Here is a 25,295-nt window from a genome sequence, read left to right as displayed (position 1 = left end):
TCCCCACGCACGACCCCGCCCGCGGCAGCGCCCCTCCACCACCAGCCTGCGGCTGGCGGTCTCCCTCCCCGTTTCGGGGAGGAGTTATGAGCGCCCAGCCCGCCCCACTCACCGGCGCACGCCTCGGCCTCGTCGCCTTCGCGCTGGCGCTCGGCACGTTCATGATGGTGCTCGACACCACCATCGCCAACGTCTCGCTGCCGACGATCGCCGGCAATCTCGGCGTCAGTTCCGACAACAGCACCTGGATCGTCACCGCCTTTGCCGTGGCGAACGGTATTTCCGTCCCCCTCACCGGTTGGCTGATGCGACGCTTTGGCGTGGTGCGCACCTTCGTCTTCTCACTGGCGCTGTTCACCATCGCCTCCTTCCTGTGCGGCGTGGCGTGGAGCCTCAACTCGCTGATCGCCTTTCGCGTACTGCAAGGCCTCGTCTCCGGCCCAATGATGCCCGGCAGCCAGGCGCTGCTGATCTCCGTCTTCCCGCCCGAGAAGCGCGCCACCGCGCTCGGCATCTGGTCGATGACCACGCTCGTCGCGCCGATCATGGGGCCGATCCTGGGCGGCTACATCTCCGATAATTATCATTGGAGCTGGATTTTCCTGATCAACGTGCCTTTCGGCATCTTCACGGTGGCGATCTGCTGGACGAACCTGAAGAGCCGCGAGACGCCCACCGCCAAGGTGCCGATCGACACGGTCGGCCTGTGCCTGCTGGTGCTGTGGGTCGGCTCGCTCCAGGTGATGCTCGATCTCGGCAAGAATGCCGATTGGTTCAACGATCCCACCATCGTCGTGCTGACGGTGGTCGCCGCAATCGGCTTCGTCGCCTGGCTGATCTGGGAGCTGACCGACGCCAATCCGATCGTCGACCTGTCGCTGTTCGCCAACCGCAACTTCGCGATCGGCAACATGGCCTTCTGCCTGGGCTATGCGGTGTTCTTCGCCAACATTCTGCTGCTGCCGCTCTGGCTCCAGACGCAGCTTGGCTATACCGCGACCTGGGCGGGGCTCGTGGCGGCGCCCAGCGGTGTGGTGGCGGTGCTGTTGACCCCGCTCAGCGCGCGGTTGTCGGGCAAGATCGACGCGCGAATCCTTGCCAGCGTCGCGTTCATCGCCTTTGCGATCAGTTACTGGATGCGTTCGGGCTACACCACTTACGCCGGCTTCTGGGACTTCGTCTTCCCCCTCATGGTACAGGGCATAGCGATGGCGACCTTCTTCCTGTCGATGCTCACCATCTCGCTCGACCGGATCCCGCCCGAGCGCATCCCCTCGGCGACCGGCCTGTCAAACTTCACCCGCATCGTCGCCGGCGCCTTCGCGGCGTCGATGATCACCACGGCGTGGGACCGTCGCGAGGCGCTCCACCAGGGCCGGCTGTCCGAGGCGATCGGCAACGGCGTGCCGTATCGGATGGCGAGCGAAGGGCTGGGGAAGCTCGGCCTCGACGCCACCCAGGCGGCGGCAGTGGTGACGCGCCAGATGGTCGGCCAGGCCTATCTCCTCGCCTCCACCGACCTGTTCCGTCTCTCGGCGTATCTGAGCGGCGCGCTGCTGATCATTGTCTGGTTCTGCCGCCGGCCCTCTGCGAACGGCGCCGCCCACGCGGCGGCGGATTGATCGATCCACCGTCGTCCCGGCCTTGAGCCGGGATCCAACTGTCCACAGGCGCTGTCGCCCGCCCGTCGCAGCACAGCGTTCGCGGCACCTTGGATCCCGGCTCAAGGCCGGGATGAGGGGGCGAGGGGGGCTTGCGTTGCGAATGAACGCGCCGCCACTTCGCCACCAACCAAACGCCCCCAAGCGCCACCGCCTGCGGCCTTCCCCTCCGCCACCGCCTCCGGCGGCGGCCCCCCTCCACATGCTGTGCATGGGAAGGACAAAAGCGCGGTTGCGCCCCGCCCCCCGCCAATCCATAGCCCGTTCCAATAATCGGGAGAGGGCCTTTGGATCTTTCGCTCAGCGACGAGCAGGTGATGCTCCGCGACACGCTCACGCGCTACCTTGCGCAGAGCTTCGCGTTCGACCCGCACCGACCGCGCGATGCCGCCGCGTTGTGGCGCGCGCTAGGCCGTGACCTCGGCGTACTCGGCGCGACGCTCCCGGCCGACGCAGGCGGGCTCGGCGGTGGGGCCGTGGAGGCGATGGTCGTCGCCGACGCGCTGGGCGAGGCGCTCGCCCCTGTGCCCTATATCGAAACCGCGGTGATCGCCGCCGGGCTGCTCAAGCGGGTCGGCGGGGACCGCGCCGCCGCGCTGCTGCCCGCGATCGCCGACGGCAGCGCGCGCGCCGTGCTCGCCGCGGGCGAAGCCGACAGCCGTCAGGCACTCGAAGCCGTCACCACCACCGCGCGGCAAAGCGGTAACGGCTGGACGCTCGACGGAGAAAAGGTCGTGATCGCCGGTGCGCCGGGCGCGGATTGGCTGCTCGTCACGGCACGCACTTCGGGCAACACGCGCGACGTGCGCGGTGTGTCGCTGTTCCTCGTCCCTGCCACCGCGGACGGCCTGTCGCGACACGATTACCAGCTGATAGACGGCCTGCCCGCCTCCGACCTCACGCTCGCAGGCGTCCAGCTCGCCGCCGACGCGCTGCTCGGCAGCGAGGGCGGCGCGCTGCCGCTGCTTGAACAGGCGCGCGACGAGGGCATTGCCGCTTTGTGCGCCGAAGCCGCCGGCCTCACCCGCAAGATGCTCGCTGATACGGTCGCCTACACCAAGGAGCGCCAGCAGTTCGGGCAGCCGCTCGCCAGCTTCCAGGCGTTGCAGCACCGCATGGTGGATATGTTCATCGCCGTCGAACAGGCGACCTCGGCGGCGTATCTTGCCGCGCTCCACGTCGGTGATGAAGCCGCAAGCCGCGCGCGCGCGATCGCCGCAGCCAAGGCAATGGTGGCCGATGCGGTGCGCTTCGTCGGGCAGAACGCGGTGCAGCTCCACGGCGGCATGGGCATGACCGACGAGCTGGCGGTAGGCCATTATTTCCGCCGCGCCACCGCGATCGAGCAGCAATTCGGCGCGGGCGACCATCATGCGAAACGTTATGCGGCGCTGATGCGGGAAGAGCTGGCGGTTTAACCTACTCTCTCTCCCTCGGGGAAGAGGGCCGGGGTGAGGGTCTGTCCACGGCAGCGACGGTCTCGGTGAGACCTCACCCTCCCCAGCCCCTCAAGGGGAGCAGAAGGTTACAACACGAAGCGGCTGAGATCCGTATTCCGCGCCACGCTGGCCAGATGCGCCTCGACATACGCCGCATCCACCACCACCGAACTCCCCGAGCGATCCTCCGCTTCGAAGCTCACTTCCTCCAGCAATTTCTCCATCACCGTCTGAAGCCGCCGCGCACCGATATTCTCGATCTCGCCGTTCACCTCGGCCGCGATCCGCGCCACCGCGCGGATACCATCCTCGGTGAAGTCGACGGTCACGCCCTCAGTGCCGATCAGCGCCTTGTACTGCGCCGGCAGCGACGCCTTGGTGTCGGACAGGATGGCGACGAAATCATCCTCGGTCAGCCCCTTCAGCTCGACCCTGATCGGCAACCGCCCCTGAAGCTCGGGCAACAGGTCGCTCGGCTTCGCCACATGGAACGCGCCCGACGCGATGAACAGGATATGATCCGTCTTCATCGGGCCGTATTTGGTCGACACAGTGGTGCCCTCAATCAGCGGCAGCAGATCGCGCTGCACGCCCTCGCGGCTCACCGATCCGCCGCGCACGTCCGACACCGCGATCTTGTCGATCTCGTCAAGGAAGACGATCCCGTTCGCCTCGGCATCGGCCAGCGCCACGCGGCTCACCTCGTCCTGGTCGAGGCGCTTGTCGGCCTCTTCCTCGACCAGTTTCTCCCACGCCGCCGGCACGGTGAGCTTGCGGCGCTTGGTCTGCCCGCCGCCCAGCTTGCCGAACATCTCGCCGAGGTTGATCATCCCCATCTGCCCCCCGCCCGGCATTTCGAACGGCATCTGCGGCGCGACCTGCAATTCCAGCTCGATCTCGGTCTCGTTGAGATGCCCGTCACGGAACCGTTGGCGAAAGCTCTCGCGCGTCGCCTGGCTCGAATCCTTGCCGACCAACGCATCGAGCAGCCGGTCCATCGCCGCTTCCTCGGCCTTGTCCTTCACCGCGTTGCGGCGGCGCTCCTTTTCCAGCCGCACCGCTTCCTCGACCAGGTCGCGCGCGATCTGCTCCACGTCGCGACCGACATAGCCGACTTCGGTGAACTTGGTCGCCTCCACCTTCACGAAGGGCGCATCGGCCAGCTTGGCGAGGCGCCGGCTGATCTCGGTCTTGCCGCAGCCGGTGGGCCCGATCATCAGGATGTTCTTGGGCGTCACCTCGTCGCGCAGGTCGGGCGACAGCTTCTGCCGACGCCAGCGATTGCGCAGCGCCACCGCGACCGCGCGCTTGGCCTCCTTCTGTCCGATGATGTGAGCGTCGAGAGCGGCGACGATCGCCTTGGGGGTCAAAGTGTCCTTCATCGCCGCGGCATATCGGGAGGCGGCGGCGGGGGATCAAGCGGGAGACGCGGCGCGGCCGCACGGCACCCCTTCTTCGTTCGTGCTGAGCCTGTCGAAGCACGTGCCCCACACGTTGTCGCGGGTGACACGCCCTTCGACAAGCTCAGGGCGAGCGGAAGAAAAGGTGCACTTGGCCACCTCCCCACCCCGTCATGCCGGGCTTGTCCCGGCATGACGGAAGGGATCACCCCTCCCGCACCAGCGCCTTCAACCGGTACAGCTGGTCCAACGCCTCACGCGGGCTGAGCGTATCGACATCCAGCCCCTCCACCGCCTCGCGCAGCGGATCGCGCGCCTCCTCGATCACCGCCGCGGCGGCCGCGAACAGCGGCAGGTCGTCCAGCCCCGCGGCCAGCCCGCCGGTCTTCGCCCGCCCCGCCTCCAGCTTCGCCAGCACCGCCTTTGCCCGCGCCACCGTCGCCGGCGGCATCCCCGCCAGCCGCGCCACCGCGAGGCCATAGCTGCGATCCGCCGGCCCCTCGGCGACCTCGTGCAGCAGCACCAGCTCGCCCTTCCACTCGCGCGCCCGCACATGATGCAGCGACAGCGCGTCGCACCGTTCGGCGAGCCGCGTCAGCTCATGGTAATGCGTCGCGAACAGGCAGCGGCAGCGATTGTCCTCATGGATCGCCTCGACTACCGCCCAGGCGATCGCCAGCCCGTCATAGGTCGACGTCCCGCGCCCGACCTCGTCAAGGATCACGAAGCTGTTGAGCGTCGCCTGCGCCAGGATCGCGGCGGTCTCGACCATCTCGACCATGAAGGTCGATCGCCCGCGCGCCAGATTGTCCGACGCGCCGACGCGGCTGAACAATCGGTCGACCAGGCCGAGTGTGGCGCTGGCCGCGGGCACGTAGCTGCCGGCCTGCGCGAGCACCGCGATCAGCGCGTTCTGCCGCAGGAAGGTCGATTTGCCGCCCATGTTCGGCCCGGTAACGAGCCACAGCCGCGACCCTTCCGACAGCGCGCAGTCATTGGCCACGAACCGCTCGCCCGATTTCGCCACCGCCGCCTCGACCACCGGGTGCCGCCCGCCAACGATCTCGAAACACGGATGCTCGACGAGGCTCGGCCGCGCCCAACCGCCCTCCGCCGCCCGCTCCGCCAGCCCCGCCGCGACATCCAGCCGCGCCAGCGCATCGGCGGTCGCCGCGATTGGCTCGGCCTGCGCCAGCGCGGCGGCGACCAGATCCTCCAGATGCGCCGCCTCCGCCGCCACCGCATGCGCGCCGGCCTGGGTCACGCGGCTGGCGACCTCATGCAGTTCGGGCGCGTTGAACCGCACTGCCCCCGCCATCGTCTGTCGGTGCGTGAAGCCGCTGTCGGGCTTCATCAGCACGTCGGCATTCTTCGCCGGCACCTCGACGTGGTAGCCGAGCACGTTGTTGTGCCGGATCTTGAGCGCGTTGATCCCCGCCTCGGTCCGGTACCGCGCCTCCAGCGCCGCAATCGCCCGCCGCCCGCCCGACCCCGCATCGCGCAGATCGTCCAGCGCAGCGTCATAGCCTTCCGCGATATAGCCGCCGTCCGACGTTTCGATCGGCGGCGCCGGCACCAGCGCGCGCTTGAGCAAGTCGATCAGTTCGCCGTGGCCGCGCAATTTGGGCGTGAGTTGGCTTAGAAGGTCACCACCCTCCCCCGTTCGCCCTGAGCCTGTCGAAGGGCGTGCCCCAAGCGCCTCGCGCTCGGCACGTGCTTCGACAGGCTCAGCACGAACGGGGGAGAGGGTGCGAACGGTGCTGAGTTGTTCCGCCAGCAACCACGCGCCATCCAGCCCGTCACGCAACTGCCCCAGGTCGCGGGGGCTGCCCCGTCCCGCCGCCAGCCGCCCGATCGCCCGGCCGATGTCGGGCAGCGCGCGCAGCCGCTCGCGCAGCCGCGCCCGCGCATCGGGATCGTCATGGAAGGCCGCGACCAGCGCCAGCCGCACCTCGATTGCGCCACGCTCCATTAGCGGCGCGCCAAGGTCCGCCGCCAGCAGCCGCGCGCCCGCGCCCGTCACTGTTCGGTCGACTGCGTCGAGCAGACTGCCCTTGCGCGTGCCCGCTTGGGTGCAGGTCAGCTCCAAACTGTCGCGCGTCGCGGCATCGATCGCCATCGTCTCCGCCGATCGCCGGATCACCGGCGCGCGCAGAAACGGCAGCGATCCTTTCCCATTATGGTCGAGATACGCGACCAGCCCGCCCGCCGCCGCCAACATGGCGCGATCGAACTGCCCGAAGCCGTCGAGCGTCGCGACACCATACAGGCGCTTCAGCCGTTCCTCACCCCGCCCGCTGTCGAAATCCTCCCGCGGTCGCCACACGGTAGCAGGCACATCGCCGCCCTCGCCCGCGATCACCTCCGCCGCCGCCAGCCGCGCCAACTCCGCGCCGAGTGCCTGGGGCGAACAGGCGATCACCTCGAACCGACCGGTCGACACATCTGCCGCCGCAATCGCCACCCCGCCCGCCGCCTCGCCTACCGCGACGCACCAATTGGCCGCGCGCGAATCCAGCAGCGCCTCTTCGGTCAGCGTGCCCGCCGTCACGAAACGAACAATCGCGCGGTTCACCAATGCCTTGGATCCACGCGCCTTGCGCGCCGCCTCGGGACTTTCGGTCTGCTCGGCAATCGCCACGCGGTGCCCGGCCTTGATCAGCCGCTGGAGATATGCCGTCGCCGAATGGACCGGCACGCCGCACATCGGGATCTTCTCGCCCGCGTGCTCGCCGCGTGCAGTGAGCGCGATGTCCAGCACCCCGCTGGCGACGCGCGCGTCCTCGAAGAACAGTTCGAAGAAATCGCCCATGCGATAGAAGAGCAGGCAATCCCCCGCCTCTTCCTTGAGCGCGAGATATTGCGCCATCATCGGCGTGGGGGCGGTGGGATCGGGCATGGGAACTCAGGCTTCGGAACGTTGGCGCGATGGCGGATGCGGATGATGTACACGTCGTCCGCCGCGACGACATAGGTGAGGATATAGCGCGGCACCAACGCGATCTGCCACTGCCACGCACCGGACTGGCGCCGAGGTTCGGAACCCGTTCTCGGATCGATGGGATATCGCGTGAGAGCCGCGCTTTGGCAGCAAGTCACGGGATGCGCCCGCCTCTGGCGGAGGATAGGCTGGCAGCAAGGAGCCCAGCCATGATCTATGCCTGCACCGTCATGCCCTCACCGACGGGCGACCTGACGCTGATCGCCACCGATGCGGGCCTTGCCGCCGTCCTGTGGCGCGACAGCAATCGGCTACAGGCGCGCTACGCTCCGCGCGTGGAGGCGCCCGATCATCCCGTGATCGCCGCCGCCGTCACGCAGTTGAGCGAGTATTTCGCCGGCACGCGCACCAGCTTCGACGTGCCGCTCGATCCCACGGGCACGGTGTTCCAGCGCGCCGTCTGGGCCGCGTTGCTCACCATCCCTTATGGCGAGACGCGCAGCTATGCCGATATCGCCCACGCTATCGGCCAGCCGACCGCCACACGCGCCGTCGGCGCAGCGAACGGGCGCAACCCGATCTCGATCGTCACGCCGTGCCACCGCGTGATCGGCAAGAGCGGTGCGCTGACCGGCTTCGGCGGCGGCATCGCGAACAAGGACCTGTTGCTGGCGCTCGAACGCCGGGTGAGCGGGGTGCCGCAGCTGCTCTGATCGGGCCGCTACGGTTGCATCATGGCGGTCACGCCCTAAAGGCTCCGGCGACCCCTCAGCCGCCACCGGAAGCCCGATGACCGACAAGCCCCAGACGCCGAACCAATTCTCCGAGCGCGAGGCGCTGCTGTTTCATTCGGAAGGGCGCCCGGGCAAGATCGAGATCGTCGCGTCCAAGCCGATGGCGACTCAGCGCGATCTGTCGCTGGCCTATTCGCCGGGCGTGGCAGTGCCGGTGCAGGCGATCGCCGACGATCCCGCTACAGCCTATGATTACACCGCCAAGGGCAACCTCGTCGCTGTCATCTCCAACGGCACCGCGATCCTCGGCATGGGTAATCTCGGTGCACTCGCCTCCAAGCCGGTGATGGAAGGCAAGGCGGTGCTGTTCAAGCGCTTTGCAGACGTTGATTCCATCGACCTCGAGGTGAAGACTGAGGACGTCGATGCCTTCATCAACTGCGTCGAGCTGCTCGAGCCGTCGTTCGGCGGCATCAACCTGGAAGACATCAAAGCCCCCGAATGTTTCATCATCGAGCAGACGCTGCGCGAGCGGATGAACATCCCGGTCTTCCATGACGACCAGCACGGCACCGCGATCATCACCGCCGCCGGCATCATCAACGCCTGCCTGCTGACCAGGCGCTCGCTCCGCGACATCAAGATCGTCGTCAATGGTGCCGGCGCGGCGGCGATCGCCTGCACCGAACTGCTGAAGGCGATGGGCGTAAAGCACGACAACGTCATCATGTGCGATCGTACGGGCGTGATCTACCAGGGCCGCGAGGACGTGAACCAGTGGCAGTCGGCGCATGCCGCCGTCACCGATCGCCGCACGCTCACCGAGGCGCTGCACGGCGCCGACGTGTTCCTCGGCCTCTCCGCCGCGGGCGCGCTGAAGCCCGAGATGGTCAAGGACATGGCGCCCGCGCCTATCATCTTTGCGATGGCCAATCCCGAGCCGGAGATCCGCCCCGAACTCGCCAAGGAAGCGCGCCCCGACGCGATCATCGCCACCGGCCGATCGGATTATCCGAACCAGGTCAACAACGTCATCGGCTTCCCGTTCATCTTCCGCGGCGCGCTCGACGTGCGCGCGACCGGGATCAACGACGCGATGAAGATCGCCGCGGCGCAGGCGATCGCCGAGCTGGCGCGCGAGCGCGTGCCCGAGGAAGTCGCCACGGCTTACGGCGTGCAGCACGTTTTCGGCCCCGAATATATCATCCCCGCGCCGTTCGATCCGCGACTGATGGAGATCGTCTCCGCCGCCGTCGCCAAGGCGGCGATGGATTCGGGCGTTGCGACACGGCCGATCCTCGACATGGAGGGCTATCGCCAGACGCTGCGCGCGCGGCTCAACCCGACCACCTCCGTGCTCAGCCTCGCTTATGAAGGCGCGCGCGCGCATCCCAAGCGCGTGCTGTTCGCGGAGGGCGAGGAGGAAGTGGTGCTGCGCGCCGCCGTCGCCTTCAAGGAAGGCGGCTATGGCACGCCGGTACTGGTCGGCCGTGACGACGTGCCCGACCGGCTGCGCGCGATGGGCGTGGCCAACCCGGAAGAATACGAACTCCACAACAGCCGCATCTCGCCGTTGGTGCCGCAGATGGTCGATTTCCTCTACGGCCGCCTCCAGCGCCGCGGGTATCTGCGCCGCGATTGCGAGCGGATGATCAACCAGGATCGCAACGTGTTCGGCGCCGTGCTGCTTCAGCTGGGCCATGCCGATGCAATGATCACCGGCGTCACGCGCACCTGGGCGCAATCGATGCGCGAAGTGCGCCGCGTGATCGATCCGGAGGCGAACCGCACGCCGTTCGGCATCCACGTCATGGTGGGGCAGAGCCACACGGTTTTCATCGCCGACACGACGGTGAACGAACGGCCCAATGCCGAACAGCTCGCCGACATCGCCGAGCAGACTGCCGCCGTCGCCCGCCGCATGGGCCATGAGCCGCGCGTCGCGTTCCTCAGCTATTCCACCTTCGGCAACCCCAAGGGCACGTTCCTGGAGCATGTCCGTGAGGCGATCACTGTGCTCGACAGCCGCAACGTCGGCTTCGAATATGAAGGCGAAATGACGCCGGACGTGGCGCTCAACCCCAAACAGCAGGCGAACTACCCCTTCGCCCGCCTGTCCGGCCCGGCCAACGTGCTGATCATGCCGGGACTGCAATCGGCGCATATCTCCGCCAAGCTGCTGCGCGAGCTTGGCGGCGACAGCGTGATCGGCCCAATGCTGATCGGCATGGAAAAGCCGGTGCAGATCGCGCCAATGACGTCGACGGCGAGCGACCTAATGACGCTGGCGGTGCTGGCAGCGGGCGGCATCGCCCGCTGATCCGCCGCCATCGTATCTCCATATCCGCGTAGGCGGGGCTGGCGGGATCGGTAACGCGGTCGCGCAACCAACAGCCGCGCCCAGCCATTACCTCTTCATCCAGATCAATCATGGAGGAAGCGATGCGGAGTGTTGCGTTGGCCGCGGTAGGCGCGGCGGTGATGGTAAGCGGCTGCATGGGCAATGATTACGGCTCCCGCGGCGGCTTTGGCGGCGGCGGTTACGGCGCTTATGACTACAACCGCCCCGATCCGGCATACGGCGGCTATGACGCCGATCGCTATTACCGCGACGACCGCCGCTATCGCGAGCGTCGTCTTGGCGCGAACGACCGCGTCTATGCCGGACGTGACGGCCGCTATTATTGCCGCCGCGACGATGGCACCACCGGTCTGATCATCGGCGGCCTTGCCGGCGGCGTGCTCGGCACTGCGCTGCGTCCGGGTGGTTCGGGCCTGCTTGGCGCGTTGCTCGGCGGCGCCGGCGGCGCCGTGGCCGGCCAGGCGATCGATCGCAACAACGTGCGCTGCCGCTGATTGCTGGGCGCCAAGCGCGGAAAGGAACACCGGTCAGGCCGGTGTTCCTTTTTCGCATCAGCTAACGCGATCGACTTAAACCCTCTTCCCTCCGCGCCGCCGAAACGGCATCTTCTCCTGCGAGCGGCTTCAGACCGCAGGTGGAGAGATGCATGAGCAAGCGAATCGCAGTGGTCGGCGCGGGGATGGGCGGGCTTTGCGCCGCCATCAAGGCGCGCGAGGCAGGCCATGAGGTCACCGTCTTCGAACATGCCGATTCGGTCGGCGGTACCTGGCGCGCGAACCGTTACCCCGGCGTTGCCTGCGACGTGCCGGCGATCCTGTACCAGTTCAGCTTCGCGCCCAATCCTAACTGGAGCCACAATTACGCGCGCGGCCCCGAGATCCACGAATACACCAAAAGCCTGGTCGACCAGTTCGGTCTCGCCAAGGTGCTGCGGCTGAACGAAGGCGTCCGCAGCGCGCGCTGGGACGCGGATGCTGGCACCTGGGCCGTCGAGACGGAAAAGGGCGCGACCGAGACATTCGATGCGATCGTTCCGGCGCTCGGCCAGCTCAGCCGGCCCTGCCTGCCCGAGATCGCCGGCGTTCGTGATTTCGCCGGGCCTAAATGGCACGCCGCCGAATGGGACGAGGGCGTCGATCTCACCGGCAAGCGCGTCGGCGTGATCGGCTCTGCCGCCAGCGCAGTGCAGTTCATCCCAGAAATCGCGAAGGTGGCCGGCGAGCTCGTCGTCTTTCAGCGGACCCCCAACTGGGTGGTGCCGCGCAACGACAACCACGTCACGCCCGAAACCAAGGCGTTGATGGCCACCAACATCGACATGGCGATGAAGCTCGGCGCGCAGCAACGCGCCATGATCTTCGACAATGCCGACAATTATTTCTGGCAAGCGTTCAAGTGGACGCCCGAGGGTCGCGCGGCCTACACCCGCACCGCGCTGGATCACCTGGAGGCGCAGGTCCCCGATCCCGAGTTGCGCGCCAAGCTCACCCCCGATTACCCGATCGGCTGCAAGCGCATCCTGATCACCGACGATTTCTACCCAGCGCTGATGCGCGACAACGTCACGTTGGAAACCGCTGGAATCGACCGGATCGAGGCGCACGGCGTGCACACCAGCGCCGGCTTCCACGAACTCGACGTGCTTATCTTCGCCACCGGCTTCGAAACCACGCAATGGGACTGGTCGATGGAGGTGGTCGGCGAAGGTGGCCGGACGCTGAAGGAAACGTGGAAGGACGGGCCCGAAGCCTATCTCGGCATCATGGTCTCAGGCTTTCCCAACATGTTCATGCTCTACGGGCCGAACACCAATCTGGGGCACAATTCGATCAGCTTCATGATCGAACAGCAGGTCGGCTACATGCTCAAGACGCTCGCTGCGCTAGAGGCGGAAGAGGCCAAGGCCGCGAACGTCACGCCCGACGGCCAGCGCCGCTTCAACGAGCGCATCACGCAATTGCTGTCAAACACGGTCTGGGCCGATCCGCATTGCAGGAGCTGGTACAAGGCGGCGAACGGCCGCGTGTACCAGAACTGGGCCAGCGATTGCGCGACCTATGCCGAGCACACTGCGGTGCTGGATCGCGAGGCGGTGGCGCTGCGATAGGAGGAGCGTCGACCTCATCCCTCGTCGTCACCTAGCGAAGGTGGGGTCTCCACGCCGTAAAGGCGCGCCCGGCGGCACGGGATCCCAGCTTACGCTGGGATGACGCCACGTAGATCCTCCCGCTTCGCTCCTCCCCTTCATAGGGGGACTCGGCGCACCTCACCCGTCGCTGGCGCGCTCGATATCCGCGCCCACCGCGCTCAATTTCTCTTCGAGCCGCTCATAACCACGATCGAGGTGATAGACGCGGTTCACCGACGTTTCCCCATCCGCCGCCAGCCCGGCCAGGATCAGGCTCATCGACGCGCGCAGGTCAGTCGCCATCACCGGCGCACCGACCAGCCGGTCGACGCCTTTCACCACCGCGGTGCGCCCGCGCACCTGGATGTCCGCGCCCATCCGCGCCAGCTCGGGCACGTGCATGTAGCGGTTCTCGAAAATCGTCTCGGTCAGCACGCTGGCGCCGTCCGCCAGGCACAGCATCGCCATGAACTGCGCCTGCATGTCGGTGGCAAAGCCGGGGAAAGGCGCAGTGGACAGCGTCAGTGGCTGAAGCGGTCCCTGCGCAGAGACGCAGACCGAATTCTTCTTCAGTTCGATCAGCACGCCCGCGTCCGCCAGCGCCGACAGCGTCGCACCCATATCCTCGGCGTCGACGTTGAGCAGTTCCAGGCTGCCGCCGGTGATCGCCGCGGCGCAGGCATAACTGCCCGCCTCGATCCGGTCGGGCATCACGGCATAAGTGGCGCCGTGCAGTCGATCGACCCCTTCGATCTCCAGCGTCTCGGTGCCGATCCCCTCGATCTGCGCACCCATCGCGACGAGGCAGCGGCACAGATCGACGATCTCGGGCTCACGCGCGGCATTCTCGATCCGCGAGGGGCCTTTCGCCGTCACCGCGGCCATCAAGACATTCTCCGTCGCGCCGACCGAGACGACCGGGAAACGATAGCGTCCGCCAGACAGGCGACGGCTCCCCGAAGCGGTCTTGGGCGCGCGTGCCGTGACATAGCCTGCGCTCATTTCCAGTTCGGCGCCGATCGCCTCCAGCGCTTTCAAGTGCAGGTCGATCGGCCTGTTACCGATCGCGCAGCCACCCGGCAGCGACACGCGCGCCTCGCCCGCGCGCGCTAGGATCGGCCCCAGCACCAGGATCGACGCGCGCATCTTGCGCACGATGTCATACGGCGCCTCGGTGGAGGTCAGCTGCCCCGCGCGGATCGTCATCACCCGTCCGAACTCGTCGGGGCGCGTGCCCTGGATGGCGGTGGATGCGCCGAGCTGGTTCAGCAGATGGCCGAAGCCATCGACATCGGCCAGCCGCGGCAGGTTGCGCAACGTCACCGGCTCGTCGGTCAGCAGCGCGCAGGGCATCAGCGTGAGCGCAGCGTTCTTGGCGCCCGAAATCGGCAGCTTGCCCGACAGGCGATTGCCGCCACGAATAAGGATACGGTCCATCGGTTCGCTTTATCGAACCGGATCGGGCGCGCCAAGCGACGGCAGCGTAACGATGTTGATCGACTTTAATGCGGCCCCGCCCTCTCGACGACTAGCGGTCGAAAGGTAACCCGGGGGCCACCAACGCGTGCCAAGTAGCTGTTTCGCCGAACGTCTCGGCGAGTATCTTTCATTGAGTCCAGCTGAAACGGCAGCGCTCCACCGGCTGGAGGAGCGCGAGCGTACGCTCCGGCGCGGCGCAGCACTAGTGCGCGAGAATGACGCGGCGACCGAATTGTTCATCCTGAAGCGCGGCATGATGATGAGCTTCGTCATTCTCGATGACGGCAGCCGCCAGATCCTGCGCTTCCTCTTCCCCGGCGATATGATTGCGCTGTCCGCCATTGCCTACCCGCGTGCGCCCGAGAGTGTTGCCGCTTTGTCCGACAGCGTGGTGTGCGCGTTCGAGCGCCCATTGCTCGCGCGGATCGCGGCGGATCAACCGCGTCTGTTCGCGGCGGTGGTCGCGCTCGACCAGATGGAGCGGGTGGCGCTGACCGATCGGCTGGCCGGGCTTGGCCGCACCTCGGCCAAGGCGCGCGTTGCCTCAGTCCTGCTGGAAGTCCGCAACCGGCTGCGACGGCTCGATCCCGCGCTGGGCGACAGCTTCGTTCCCGGCCTGACGCAAGAAGAGATCGGCGACGCCACTGGTCTCACCGCCGTCCACGTCAACCGAATGCTTCGCCAGCTGGAGGAGGAACGGCTGATCGCACGTGAATCGGGCCGGGTCACCTTTCTCGACGAGGCCCGGCTGGCCCGCGCGGCGAACCACGTCGATCGCCTCTCGGGGCTCGACCTGTCATGGCTACCAGCACCCACCGCGGGCTAACGTGACGCTGGCTCCGATGGCGTCGAGCAACGTTGCGTTGGCTCGACACGAACGGTTCGGGCAAGCTCGCGCATTCTAGCGAGCACCATGCCTAGCTTCGCAGGCTCACCCGCCCCCCGGCGTGGCGCTCCAACCGACCGGCCAGTTCAAGCTCGAGCAGCACCATCTGCACCACCGCTGCGGGCACGTCTGCCTGGCGGATCACCTCGTCCACCGCGACTGGCACCGGCCCGAGCAGGTCGGTGACCCGGCGCCGTGCCGCATCGTCAGCATCGGCGGGTGGCTGCGCCTCAAAGCGACAGACAGGCGAACGCACCAGCCGCGCATCAAGCGGGCGGATCTGCTCCAGCACGTCCGAGGCGTTTTGGATCAAGGTCGCGCCATCGCGGATCAGCGAATTACACCCCTGCGCGCGCGGATCAAGCGGGCTGCCGGGCACTGCCATCACTTCTCGCCCCATCTCCCCCGCCAGCCGCGCGGTGATCAACGATCCTGACTTGGGCGCCGCCTCGACCACGATCGTCCCTTGCGCCAGCCCGGCGATGATGCGGTTCCGATAAGGGAAGTGACGCGCGCGTGGCTCGGTGCCGGGCGGCATCTCCGCCACCAGCAATGCGTCGCTTGCAATCCGTTCCTGCAATTCGGCATTCTCGGGCGGGTAGACGACGTCGATCCCGCCCGCGATGACTGCCACCGTTGCCGGCCCCGCTCCCATGTGGGCAGCGGTATCGATCCCACGCGCGAGCCCCGAAACCACCGTGGCACCTTCTGCAGCCAGATCATGCGCCAGCCCGCGTGCGAAGCGGCACGCCGCCGCCGACGCGTTGCGCGCGCCGACGATCGCCACCACTGGACGATCGCTCGCCGGAAACGTGCCTCGCACTGTCAAGGCAGCAGGCGCGTCGTCTATCTCGGTCAACAGCGCAGGATAAGTTGGCTCGCCGAGAAACAGATGCCGCGCGCCAAGCCGCGCTACCGCTTCGATCTCGCGCGCGATCGCCTTGGGATCAGCCGCCACCGTCGTGCGCCCACCGCCACGCCGGGCGAGGTCGGGCAAGGCGTCCAGCGCCGCGCGTGCGGTGCCAAAACGGCGCAGCAACTGGCGATAGGTAACCGGGCCGACACCCTGGGTCCGGATCAGCCGCAGCCGGTCGAACGTGTCGCCCGGCGGATCGGCATCAGCCACGCTTGGCGCCGACTTGCGGCTCCTCGCCGTCGAGCAGCCGGCCGATATTCTCGCGATGCTTCCACACCACGATCAGCGCCAGCGCCATCAGCAACGGTACCAGATCGAACCGCCCAAGCACCGCCGCGCCCACAGGTGCGCTCGCCGCCGCCGCCATCCCCGCCACCGAGGAGATGCGCAGCGTGGCAAGTAGCCCCAGCCACACCAATGCATAGACCATCCCCAATGGCGAATGCAGCGCCAGCACGATGCCCATCAGCGTCGCCACGCCCTTGCCGCCCTTGAAGCGCAGCCACAGCGGGTAGCAATGGCCGATAAACGCACCAGCCGCGGCAAGCTGTTCATTATCCGGCAGCAAGGCGGTGGCGATCACCACCGCCGCCCAGCCCTTGAGCAGATCTAGCAGCAGCGTCGCCGCCGCCAGCCCCTTGCGCCCGGTGCGCAGCACGTTGGTGGCGCCGATATTGCCCGATCCGATCTGGCGCAGGTCGCCGGCGCCCGCCACCCGCGTCAGGATCACCCCGAACGGGATCGAGCCCAGCAGATAGCCGATCAGCAACGCGGCAAGCGGCGGCATCCAGACGATCTCGGTTGGCAGGTGCTATCCCTCCGTTGATCGTGACGATAACCGAACGAAAGCGCCCTGACCACTGACCTCGATCAGGGTCGACGCGAAGTCCCCCTCCTCCGCTTCCCTCGCCGGTGGCCATTCCGTAGTGCGCCGCCATGAGCGATTCCCGTCCCATCTTGTTTTTCGATTCCGGTGTCGGCGGCCTTTCCATTGTTGCGCCGGCCCGCACTGCGCTGCCGCAGGCGCGCTTCGTTTATGCCGCCGATTCGGCCGGCTTCCCTTATGGCACCAAGGGCGAGGCGGAGATTGCCGCCCGAGTCCCTGCGCTGCTCGGCCGTCTCGCGGAACGATATCAGCCACGACTGATCGTGATTGCCTGCAACACCGCGTCGACGATCGCGCTCCCTTTTGTTCGCGCGGCGCTCGCCATACCGATCGTCGGCACCGTACCTGCGATCAAGCCCGCCGCGGAGGGCAGCGTGACACGCACGATCGCCGTGCTCGGCACCGCCGCCACTGTGCGCCAGGCCTATGTCGATGATCTCGCCGCGCACTTCGCCAGCGATTGCCGGGTGATTCGCCACGGCTCGGCCGATCTGGTGACGCTGGCCGAGGCAAAGCTGCGCGGCCAGACCATCCCGATCGCGGCCGTGCATTCGGCGATCGCGCCGATGCTGGAGGCCGAAGGGGGACATGCGATCGATACGGTCGTGCTCGCCTGCACGCACTTCCCGCTGCTCGCCGACGAACTCGCTGCCGCGATTGCGCAGCCCGTCACCTTTGTCGATGGCGGCCCCGGTATCGCCCGCCGCATCACCCATCTGACGCAAGGCCAAGCTTTCACACGCGACCAATCCGACCTCGCCGTGTTCACTGCGCCGGTAGATCCGAGCCTCGAACACGCCTTCGCGGCGCACGGCTTCACCTCGCTCGACCGACTCTGACGAAGGTCAAATCCCGGCGCAGAATCGCCGAAACGGCCGGAATCCGCTGGCGTTGCCACTGACACAGGGGTAAGCGACACGCCCATGTCCATCGACACTCTTGCCGGGAAGCCCGTTGATTATTCGCGCGCCTTCTCGCAGGCGATCGACCGCCTGCACGCCGAGGGCCGCTATCGCGTCTTCATCGATATCCTGCGCAACAAGGGGCATTACCCCAGCGCGCGCTGCTTCGCGGGGCACAACGGGCCGAAGCCGATCACGGTGTGGTGCTCGAACGATTACCTGGCCATGGGCCAGCATCCCAAGGTGATCGCAGCGATGGAAGAAGCGCTGCACGATGTAGGCGCGGGCTCTGGCGGCACCCGCAACATCGGCGGCAACACCCATTACCATGTCGATCTGGAAGGCGAGCTCGCCGATCTGCACGGCAAGGAAGGGGCCTTGCTGTTCACCAGCGGCTATGTCTCCAACGAGGCGACGCTCGCCACGCTCGCCAAGGTGCTGCCGGGCTGCATCATCTATTCGGACGAGTTGAACCACGCTTCGATGATCGCCGGCATCCGCAATGCCGGCTGCGAGAAGCGTGTGTTCCGCCACAACGACCTGGCGCACCTTGAGGAACTGCTGGCGGCCGACGATCCGGCCACGCCCAAGCTGATCGCCTTCGAGAGCGTCTATTCGATGGAAGGCGACGTCGCCCCGATCGCGTCGATCTGCGACCTTGCCGACAAGTATAACGCGCTCACCTACCTTGATGAGGTTCACGCGGTCGGCATGTACGGCCCGCGCGGCGGCGGCATTTCGGAGCGTGATGATGTCGCGCACCGCCTGACGATCATCGAGGGGACGCTGGGCAAGGCATTCGGCGTGATGGGTGGCTATATCGCCGCCGACACGACCATCATCGACGTGATCCGCTCCTACGCGCCGGGGTTCATCTTCACGACCTCGCTATCGCCGGTGCTGGTCGCCGGCGTGCTGGCGAGCGTGCGCCACCTCAAGTCGTCCTCCGCCGAGCGCGAGGGGCAGCAGGCCGCCGCCGCGCGGCTCAAAGCGATGATGACGGAAGCCGGGTTGCCGGTAATGATCGGTGACACGCATATCGTGCCGCTGATGGTCGGCGATCCCGTCAAGGCGAAGAAAATCAGCGACGTGCTGCTCGCCGAATACGGCATCTACGTCCAGCCGATCAATTACCCCACCGTACCGCGCGGCACCGAGCGGCTGCGCTTCACCCCAGGCCCCGCGCACAGCGAAGCGATGATGCAGGAGCTGACCGAGGCACTGGCCGAGATCTGGGACAGGCTGGAGCTGCGCAAGGCGGCTTGATGCTTATTGTGGGAGGGGCATGCCCTCCCTCGTTCGCCCCGAGCTTGTCGAAGGGCGTGTTCCGGGCGAAGCGCTACTTGCCACGTGCTTCGACAAGCTCAGCACGAACGGGGTGAGTGAGTCGCTCCTGCACGATCGAAGGGTAAAACATGCACACAGTCGGCGTCATCGGAGCGGGCCAGATGGGCGCGGGCATCGCGCAGGTTTCCGCCCAGGCCGGTTATCGCGTGCTCCTTTCGGACGTCGACAAGGCCCGCGCCGAAGCCGGCAAGGCTGGCATCGCGAAGCAGCTCGCCCGCGCCGTCGAGAAGGGCAAGCTTGAGGCGCAGGCGCGCGACCAGGCGCTCGAACGCATCGAGCCGATCGACGGCGCCGAGGGCATGTCGTCGTGCGGCCTCGTCATCGAAGCCGCGACCGAGCGCGAGGAAGTAAAGCGCACCATCTTCGAACGCGTCGGCACCGTGCTCGGCCACCAGGCGGTGCTCGCCTCCAACACCTCGTCGATCCCGATCACACGGCTGGCGCAAGCCTCACCCGATCCGGCGCGCTTCATCGGCGTCCACTTCTTCAACCCCGTGCCCGTGATGGGCCTGATCGAGGTGATTCGCGGCCTCGCAACCGCCGACGAAACGGTGAAGACGGTGGAGACCTTCGCAACGGCACTCGGCAAGCAGGTGGTGCGCGCCAATGACGCGCCCGGCTTCATCGTCAACCGAATCCTGATGCCGATGCTCAACGAGGCCTGCTTCGCGCTCGGGGAAGGGGTGGCGACAATCCGCGACATCGACCTCGCCTGCCAGCTCGGCCTCAACCACCCGATGGGCCCGCTGACGCTCGCCGACTTCATCGGCCTCGACACCTGCCTCGAAATCACCCGCGTGCTGTTCGAGACTACGGGCGATCCCAAGTTCCGGCCGGCCCCGCTGTTGGTGAAATATGTTGAAGCCGGCTGGTACGGCCGCAAGGTGAAGCGCGGCTTCTACGATTATTCGGGCGAGACGCCGGTTCCAACGCGCTGAGGCTTCCCCTTCGTGCCGAGCAACGTCGAGGCACCAGCCGCAAACGTCACGGGCGCGGGCGGTCCTCGACCTTTCCTTGGCACGGGCGGATCAGCCAGCGCTTGAATTGTCGTCACTTCGGCCACATCTCGATCCTAATCGCCCGTCCTTCTTGCGCCGCTCCTTTCCTTGTGGCGCCGCTTCGGCTAAGGGCGCGCGCGCTCTCATCCGCAGAAAGACAAGTATTTGGCGAAAGAAGAACTCCTCGAAATGCGCGGCCAGGTGGTCGAGCTTCTGCCCAACGCGATGTTTCGCGTCCGGCTCGAGAATGATCACGAAATCCTCGGCCATACCGCCGGCAAGATGCGCAAGAACCGCATCCGCGTGCTGGTCGGCGACGAGGTACTCGTGGAATTGACGCCGTATGACCTGACCAAGGGTCGAATCACCTACCGCTTCATGCCCGGCCGCGGCGGCCCCGGCCCGCAATAAGCAGGTGGGCAAATGCCCGCCGAGCTGATTCTCGCCTCCGCTTCGCCGCGCCGGCTCGCGCTGCTTGCGCAGATCGGCGTCACGCCTGCGCGCGTCGTCGCGCCTGATGTCGATGAAACGCCGCTGAAGGCAGAGCGCCCGCGCGACTATGTGCTGCGGGTCGCGACCGCCAAGGCCGTTGCCGTGCCCCGCCGGCCCAGCGCGGTGGTGCTCGCCGCAGATACCAGCATTGCAGTGGGCCGGCGCATCCTCGGGAAGCCTGCCGACGAGGCCGATCTCTTGCGCATGCTGGAACTGCTGTCAGGGCGCCGCCATCACTGCCTCTCCGCGGTTGTCGTGGTCGGCATCGACGGCAAGATGCGCACTCGCCTGTCGGATACGGTCGTCGCCTTCAAGCCGCTGACCGCGGCCGAGATCGCAACCTATGTCGCCAGCGGCGAGGGCATGGGTAAAGCGGGGGGCTATGCCATCCAGGGCCGTGCGGAAGGGTTCGTGCGGCGTATCGCCGGCTCCTATTCGGGCGTCGTCGGGCTGCCGCTGTTCGAAACGCGTGCACTGCTCAGCGCGTCTGGTGTGATGCTTGGCTGAGTGGCTCTACGAAGCGGGGATTGGCGAGGATCGCGCTGCCCTGCTCGACGATGACGGGCAGATCCGCCGCGCCCGCATCGTCATCCATGGAGCGGGGCCGCGGCCGGGGCTCGTCGCCCCGGCGCGCCTGATCGAGCGCCAGCTCGCACGGCTGGAATACGGCACGGACGTGACGCTCGATCGCGTGCCCGCCGCGACGCCGCTTGGCGCCGCGATCCGGGTCGAAATCACCCGCAGCGCAATTCCCGAGCCCGGCCGCACCAAGCCGGCACGCGGCCGCGTGACCGATGCTGCCCCGCGCTCCGCCCCCAGCTTGCTCGAAACGCTGGACGGCGCGCCGATCCGCCAGCTGGGCGCCCACGAACCCGATGCACTGGAGGCGGCAGGCTGGTCCGAAGTGCTGGAGGAAGCGACCGGCGGCGACATCGCCTTCCCGGGCGGCATGCTGCGGCTTTGCCCCACCCCGGCGATGACTCTGTTCGACGTCGATGGCGACCCGCCGCTTGAGCCACTGGCGATCCGCGCCGCGCAGGCAGTGGCACTTGCGATCGTCCGGCACGACATCGGCGGCTCGATCGGCGTGGATTTCCCGACACTCAACGGCCGCGAGGCGCGGCACGCGATCGCTGCCGAGATCGACGCGCACTTGCCGCAGCCGTTCGAGCGCACCGCGGTGAACGGCTTCGGATTTCTCCAGATTGTCCGGCCGCGCCTCCACGTCTCGCTTCCTGAGCTGCTGCGGGCGGACCCGGTCGGGGCCGCCGCCCGGGCGGTATTGCGCATGATCGAGCGGGCGCCGCCCAGCACGCCTAGCCGCTATCGCCTGCCGCCGGCGGTTACCGCCCGGATCACCGGCCGACGCGACTGGCTGGAAGAGATCGTGCGCCGCACCGGCCGCACCCCCATATTCGACGCATGACCAGCACTTGCCCGCTTTGCGCCCACCCGACAGCCCCCGCGCATGCCCCCTTTTGCTCGCGCGGCTGCAAGGATCGCGACCTGTTGCAATGGCTCGGCGACGGATATCGCCTGCCGGGCAGCGCGATTGATCCGGATGGGCTGGACAACCCCGATCCACGCGACTAGGGGAGCCGTTCTCCGGCGTTCGCCGGTGCGCCCGGGTAGCTCAGTTGGTAGAGCATGCGACTGAAAATCGCAGTGTCGGCGGTTCGACTCCGTCCCCGGGCACCATTTCATATCGATCAGAATAAGGCCGGTAGACAGGGTCATTTCGCCAGTTATTCTGGTGCGAGCTTGATGGCGCGCCGTGCCGGCCCAATCACGAGCATGAACGAAAAAGGGGCCCCGACATAGGTCGGAGCCCCCTTTTCAGCCAGAATCATCCGTCGATCAGAAGTGCCCGATGACACCCACCATCGGCCGCACCGATTCGAACTCGCCCTGCGTGGCGATCTCGGCGCGGAACCGAATGCCTTCCTTCTTGATCAGACCATCGAGGCCAATCGCGGAAGGACCGAACTCGCCGCCGATGCCATAGGAGATATCACCAAAGTCACGGCTGTCCGGGCCATAGCGGTCGAAGTTCGTCCACATATACCCAGCCTTGACGTACACTAGGCCGGTCTCGCCCGCGCGTGCGCCGACGCGGCCATGAACGCCATACTGCCAATCGATGTCGCCGGTGAAGCCCTTGGCTGCATTGCCCTCCACGCCGACGAAGAAGCCGCCCAGCGGAACGTTTACGCCGGCCACGCCTTCCACCAGGCCGCCCTTCAGGCGATCACCGGGGACGGATGCGGGGATGCCGCCCCCCGGATTGCTCTCGAAACCTTCATAGCCGCCCATTACGCCGACATAGGGATCGATCCCAAAGGCGCGCGAGCCGTCGGTGGTGGTTTCCTGTGCCGAAGCAGCGGCAGGGATCACGAACGCGGCGGCAACGGCCGCCAAAAGCAACTTCTTCATTGAAATACCTTTTTACCGGGCCGCCCCTGTGGGAAGCGGCTCAACCGTCCCAACCGCTGACGATCCGGCTTGTTGCCGCCTGGGCCAGGTATTTCGTTTATGTTGCAACGCAGCAACAGTCACTCGCTGCTAGAACAATCGCCCGCCGTCCGGCACCGCCATCATCGGCTCGGCAAGCACCACCTTCCCCGCGACATCCGGAAACCCCAGCGTCAGCACCTCGCTCATCACCGGCCCGATCTGCCGTGGGGGGAAGTTGACCACCGCCATCACTTGCTTGCCGACCAGTTCCTCGGCAGCGTGATTCTCGGTGATCTGCGCGGAGGATTTCTTTCGCCCGATCGCCGGCCCGAAATCGATCACCAGCTTCAGCGCGGGCTTGCGCGCCTCGGGGAACGGGTCGGCCGACACGATCGTCCCAACCCGGATGTCGACCTTCAGGAAATCGTCGAACGAAATCGTCTCTGCGGCCGGTGCCGCGGCATCATGATTGGCGTGCATCAGAAATCCGGGTTCTCGTAATAGTCAGGCGGCTCGATCCCGCTCATCCGCTCGGCCAGCAGCGGGCGAAAGCTGCGGCGGCTCTTGAACGCCGAATACCACGCCTTGGCATGGGTATGCCCGGACCAATCGATCCCACCGAGATAATCCGCCACAGAGATATGCGCCGCCGCCGCCAGATCGGCGAGGCTGATCGTCGCGCCGGCCATCCACTTCCGGTGATCGAGCAGGAAGTCGATATAGTCGAGATGCCCGATCGCGGACTTCATCGCCTCGCGCAGCCGCGCGGCATTGGGCGACTGGCGCAGCACCAGCCGCTTCACCATCCGCTCCTCGATCAGCGGCTGGCTGACGTCGCGATAGAATTGCGCGTCGAACCAGGTGACCAGCCGGCGGATCTCGGCGCGATTCGCCGCCGATCCGTTGATCATCGCCGCGCGATCCACCGTCTCCTCGAAATATTCGCAGATCGCCATCGAATCGATCAGCACCGTGCCGCGCTCGCCATCCACCATAACCGGCGTCTGCCCGGCAGGATTCAGGTCAAGGAACTCGTCGCGTCGCGCCCATGGCATTTCACGCACCAGCTCATAGCCGACGTCCTTCTCGCCCAGCAGGATGCGGACCTTGCGGGTGAAGGGACACAGGGGGAAATTGTAGAGCTGCCACATGCCCCCTCGTTAGGCTGCGCAGGCGTTTGGCGGAAGCCGCTTCGGCGATATTGCGCCACCGCATGGCGCGGACGGCCGTGCCGGGTTATGCGACTCGCAAAAGCGGACGCATGATCCGCACTCAAGGAGAGGCCGATGACCTTTGAACAGATCCGCTACACGATCGACGGGCCGATCGCGACGATCATGCTCGCCCGTCCGGACAAGCTGAACGCCTATACCGCGGTGATGGGCGCCGAGCTCGCCGAAGCGGTGCGCAAGGCCGGCGCGGAGGAAAAGGTCCGCGCGATCATTCTCACCGGGGAGGGCCGCGGCTTCTGCGCCGGCGCGGACATTTCCGGCGGCGCGGACAGCTTCAGCGGCGCCGGCCCTAATTTCGCCGCGGAAGGCAAGCCGCGCCAGGATGGCGGCGGCTTCGTCGGCGCGCTGTTCGACAGCCCCAAGCCAATCATCGCCGCGATCAACGGCGCCGCGGTCGGCGTCGGCGCCACGCTCACCCTTCCCTGCGACATCCGCATCGCCGCCGACAGCGCGCGCTTCGGCTTCGTATTCGCGCGCCGGGGCCTGGTGCCGGAGGCGGGCAGCGCCTGGTTCCTCCCCCAGCTCGTCGGCCTTCCACAAGCGCTGCGATGGTGCCTGTCGGGCAAATTGTTCGACGCTGCCGAGGCGCTGCAAGGCGGCTTGGTCAGTGAAGTCGTTGCTTCCGACGACTTGATCGCCCGCGCGCAGGAAATCGCACGCGAGATTGCGGAGAATACCGCGCCCGTTTCGATCGCGCTCACCCGCCAGATGCTGTGGCGCTTCGCCGGAGAAGCCTCCCCCGCCGCCGCGCTCAAGGTCGACGGCGGCTTCGCCATGACCTTGGGGTCCGGCCCCGACGTACGCGAAGGCGTCGCCGCCTTCCTCGAAAAGCGCGCGCCCGCCTTCCCCGGCAAGATCCCCGAGGACATGCCGCCCGGCTACCCCTGGTGGGGCGCCAACGCCGCGATCGGCTGACCATCTCTCCCTGAACTCCGTCACCCCGGGCTTGACCCGGGGCCCCGCTTCTTCTCCGCCGACGGTGCAAGGCAGCGGGACCCCGGCGTGACGAAGGATCAAAACCCCATCCCTTGCGCGCTA

23 protein-coding genes and 1 tRNA gene are annotated in these 25,295 nt (G+C 67.0%); 16 read left to right on the top strand and 8 right to left on the bottom strand.

Annotated features, from left to right (window positions below; all coding sequences use genetic code 11):
• Positions 1-86 precede the first annotated feature (86 nt).
• On the top strand, positions 87-1,622 hold the full coding sequence (locus tag SPHI_RS06815) for a DHA2 family efflux MFS transporter permease subunit (RefSeq protein WP_076744134.1): 1,536 nt from the start codon (positions 87-89) through the stop codon (positions 1,620-1,622).
• Positions 1,623-1,948: 326 nt separating this feature from the next.
• Positions 1,949-3,079 (top strand): acyl-CoA dehydrogenase family protein, encoded by a 1,131-nt coding sequence (locus tag SPHI_RS06810; protein ID WP_076744133.1) that lies wholly within the window; start codon positions 1,949-1,951, stop codon positions 3,077-3,079.
• A gap of 107 nt (positions 3,080-3,186) precedes the next feature.
• On the opposite strand, the gene hslU is transcribed toward SPHI_RS06810, so the two are convergent.
• Both hslU and mutS read right to left on the bottom strand, forming a co-directional pair.
• Entirely contained in the window at positions 3,187-4,482 is a 1,296-nt protein-coding gene (gene hslU, locus SPHI_RS06805; protein ID WP_076744132.1) for an ATP-dependent protease ATPase subunit HslU, read from the bottom strand.
• Positions 4,483-4,705: 223 nt separating this feature from the next.
• The gene (gene mutS, locus SPHI_RS06800) at positions 4,706-7,372 is read right to left on the bottom strand and encodes a DNA mismatch repair protein MutS (RefSeq protein ID WP_076744182.1); all 2,667 of its coding nucleotides are present in this window, start codon (positions 7,370-7,372) and stop codon (positions 4,706-4,708) included.
• A gap of 278 nt (positions 7,373-7,650) precedes the next feature.
• Here mutS and SPHI_RS06795 point away from each other — a divergent pair, with 278 nt between their 5' ends.
• The 4 genes from SPHI_RS06795 to SPHI_RS06780 all read left to right on the top strand — a co-directional run bounded on the left by SPHI_RS06795 (position 7,651) and on the right by SPHI_RS06780 (position 12,644).
• On the top strand, positions 7,651-8,154 hold the full coding sequence (locus SPHI_RS06795; protein WP_076744131.1) for a methylated-DNA--[protein]-cysteine S-methyltransferase: 504 nt from the start codon (positions 7,651-7,653) through the stop codon (positions 8,152-8,154).
• A gap of 76 nt (positions 8,155-8,230) precedes the next feature.
• Positions 8,231-10,495, top strand: a complete 2,265-nt coding sequence (locus SPHI_RS06790) for an NADP-dependent malic enzyme (protein ID WP_076744130.1) — start codon at positions 8,231-8,233, stop codon at positions 10,493-10,495.
• Positions 10,496-10,617: 122 nt separating this feature from the next.
• Positions 10,618-11,031, top strand: a complete 414-nt coding sequence (locus SPHI_RS06785; protein ID WP_076744181.1) for a hypothetical protein — start codon at positions 10,618-10,620, stop codon at positions 11,029-11,031.
• Positions 11,032-11,183: 152 nt separating this feature from the next.
• Positions 11,184-12,644 carry a flavin-containing monooxygenase gene (locus SPHI_RS06780; RefSeq protein WP_076744129.1) on the top strand — a complete coding sequence of 487 codons (1,461 nt, stop codon included), beginning with the start codon at positions 11,184-11,186 and terminating at the stop codon, positions 12,642-12,644.
• Between the two features lie 159 nt (positions 12,645-12,803).
• On the opposite strand, the gene murA is transcribed toward SPHI_RS06780, so the two are convergent.
• The gene (gene murA / locus SPHI_RS06775; protein ID WP_076744128.1) at positions 12,804-14,102 is read right to left on the bottom strand and encodes a UDP-N-acetylglucosamine 1-carboxyvinyltransferase; all 1,299 of its coding nucleotides are present in this window, start codon (positions 14,100-14,102) and stop codon (positions 12,804-12,806) included.
• Positions 14,103-14,274: 172 nt separating this feature from the next.
• Between murA and SPHI_RS06770 the strand changes: the two genes are divergently transcribed.
• A complete protein-coding gene (locus tag SPHI_RS06770) occupies positions 14,275-14,970 on the top strand; it encodes a Crp/Fnr family transcriptional regulator (protein WP_233130754.1) in 696 nt (231 codons plus the stop codon).
• 91 nt (positions 14,971-15,061) lie between these two features.
• On the opposite strand, the gene dprA is transcribed toward SPHI_RS06770, so the two are convergent.
• Complete coding sequence (dprA, locus tag SPHI_RS06765) at positions 15,062-16,156, bottom strand: DNA-processing protein DprA (RefSeq protein WP_076744126.1); 1,095 nt, start codon at positions 16,154-16,156, stop codon at positions 15,062-15,064.
• A complete protein-coding gene (gene plsY, locus SPHI_RS06760) occupies positions 16,149-16,733 on the bottom strand; it encodes a glycerol-3-phosphate 1-O-acyltransferase PlsY (protein WP_076744125.1) in 585 nt (194 codons plus the stop codon). The genes dprA and plsY overlap by 8 nt, the downstream gene beginning before the upstream one ends.
• 149 nt (positions 16,734-16,882) lie before the next feature.
• Here plsY and murI point away from each other — a divergent pair, with 149 nt between their 5' ends.
• The 8 genes from murI (at position 16,883) to SPHI_RS06720 (ending at position 22,269) form a co-directional block, all read left to right on the top strand.
• Positions 16,883-17,671 carry a glutamate racemase gene (gene murI, locus SPHI_RS06755; protein WP_076744124.1) on the top strand — a complete coding sequence of 263 codons (789 nt, stop codon included), beginning with the start codon at positions 16,883-16,885 and terminating at the stop codon, positions 17,669-17,671.
• Between the two features lie 84 nt (positions 17,672-17,755).
• Complete coding sequence (gene hemA, locus SPHI_RS06750; protein WP_076744123.1) at positions 17,756-19,000, top strand: 5-aminolevulinate synthase; 1,245 nt, start codon at positions 17,756-17,758, stop codon at positions 18,998-19,000.
• Positions 19,001-19,149: 149 nt separating this feature from the next.
• The gene (locus tag SPHI_RS06745; RefSeq protein WP_076744122.1) at positions 19,150-20,019 is read left to right on the top strand and encodes a 3-hydroxyacyl-CoA dehydrogenase NAD-binding domain-containing protein; all 870 of its coding nucleotides are present in this window, start codon (positions 19,150-19,152) and stop codon (positions 20,017-20,019) included.
• A gap of 225 nt (positions 20,020-20,244) precedes the next feature.
• Entirely contained in the window at positions 20,245-20,490 is a 246-nt protein-coding gene (gene infA / locus SPHI_RS06740; RefSeq protein WP_026325702.1) for a translation initiation factor IF-1, read from the top strand.
• A gap of 12 nt (positions 20,491-20,502) precedes the next feature.
• Positions 20,503-21,078, top strand: coding sequence for a Maf family protein (locus SPHI_RS06735; RefSeq protein WP_076744121.1), 576 nt, complete (start codon positions 20,503-20,505; stop codon positions 21,076-21,078).
• Positions 21,071-21,997 carry an Rne/Rng family ribonuclease gene (locus tag SPHI_RS06730; RefSeq protein WP_076744120.1) on the top strand — a complete coding sequence of 309 codons (927 nt, stop codon included), beginning with the start codon at positions 21,071-21,073 and terminating at the stop codon, positions 21,995-21,997. The genes SPHI_RS06735 and SPHI_RS06730 overlap by 8 nt, the downstream gene beginning before the upstream one ends.
• The gene (locus tag SPHI_RS06725) at positions 21,994-22,164 is read left to right on the top strand and encodes a DNA gyrase inhibitor YacG (RefSeq protein WP_076744119.1); all 171 of its coding nucleotides are present in this window, start codon (positions 21,994-21,996) and stop codon (positions 22,162-22,164) included. Before SPHI_RS06730 ends, SPHI_RS06725 begins: the two co-directional genes overlap by 4 nt.
• Positions 22,165-22,193: 29 nt before the next feature.
• Positions 22,194-22,269 (top strand) — tRNA-Phe (locus SPHI_RS06720).
• Positions 22,270-22,428: 159 nt separating this feature from the next.
• On the opposite strand, the gene SPHI_RS06715 is transcribed toward SPHI_RS06720, so the two are convergent.
• The 3 genes from SPHI_RS06715 to SPHI_RS06705 form a co-directional block, all read right to left on the bottom strand.
• On the bottom strand, positions 22,429-23,004 hold the full coding sequence (locus SPHI_RS06715) for an opacity protein (RefSeq protein ID WP_076744118.1): 576 nt from the start codon (positions 23,002-23,004) through the stop codon (positions 22,429-22,431).
• Positions 23,005-23,133: 129 nt separating this feature from the next.
• Positions 23,134-23,505 (bottom strand): tRNA-binding protein, encoded by a 372-nt coding sequence (locus SPHI_RS06710; RefSeq protein WP_076744117.1) that lies wholly within the window; start codon positions 23,503-23,505, stop codon positions 23,134-23,136.
• Entirely contained in the window at positions 23,505-24,176 is a 672-nt protein-coding gene (locus SPHI_RS06705) for a glutathione S-transferase family protein (RefSeq protein ID WP_076744116.1), read from the bottom strand. The genes SPHI_RS06710 and SPHI_RS06705 overlap by 1 nt, the downstream gene beginning before the upstream one ends.
• A 135-nt stretch (positions 24,177-24,311) precedes the next feature.
• Here SPHI_RS06705 and SPHI_RS06700 point away from each other — a divergent pair, with 135 nt between their 5' ends.
• A complete protein-coding gene (locus tag SPHI_RS06700; RefSeq protein WP_076744115.1) occupies positions 24,312-25,172 on the top strand; it encodes an enoyl-CoA hydratase-related protein in 861 nt (286 codons plus the stop codon).
• Positions 25,173-25,295 lie beyond the last annotated feature (123 nt).

This window comes from Sphingomonas jeddahensis (genome assembly GCF_001981525.1).
Classification (GTDB): Bacteria; Pseudomonadota; Alphaproteobacteria; order Sphingomonadales; family Sphingomonadaceae; genus Sphingomonas; species Sphingomonas jeddahensis.
This window is presented reverse-complemented; position numbering and strand designations above follow the sequence as displayed.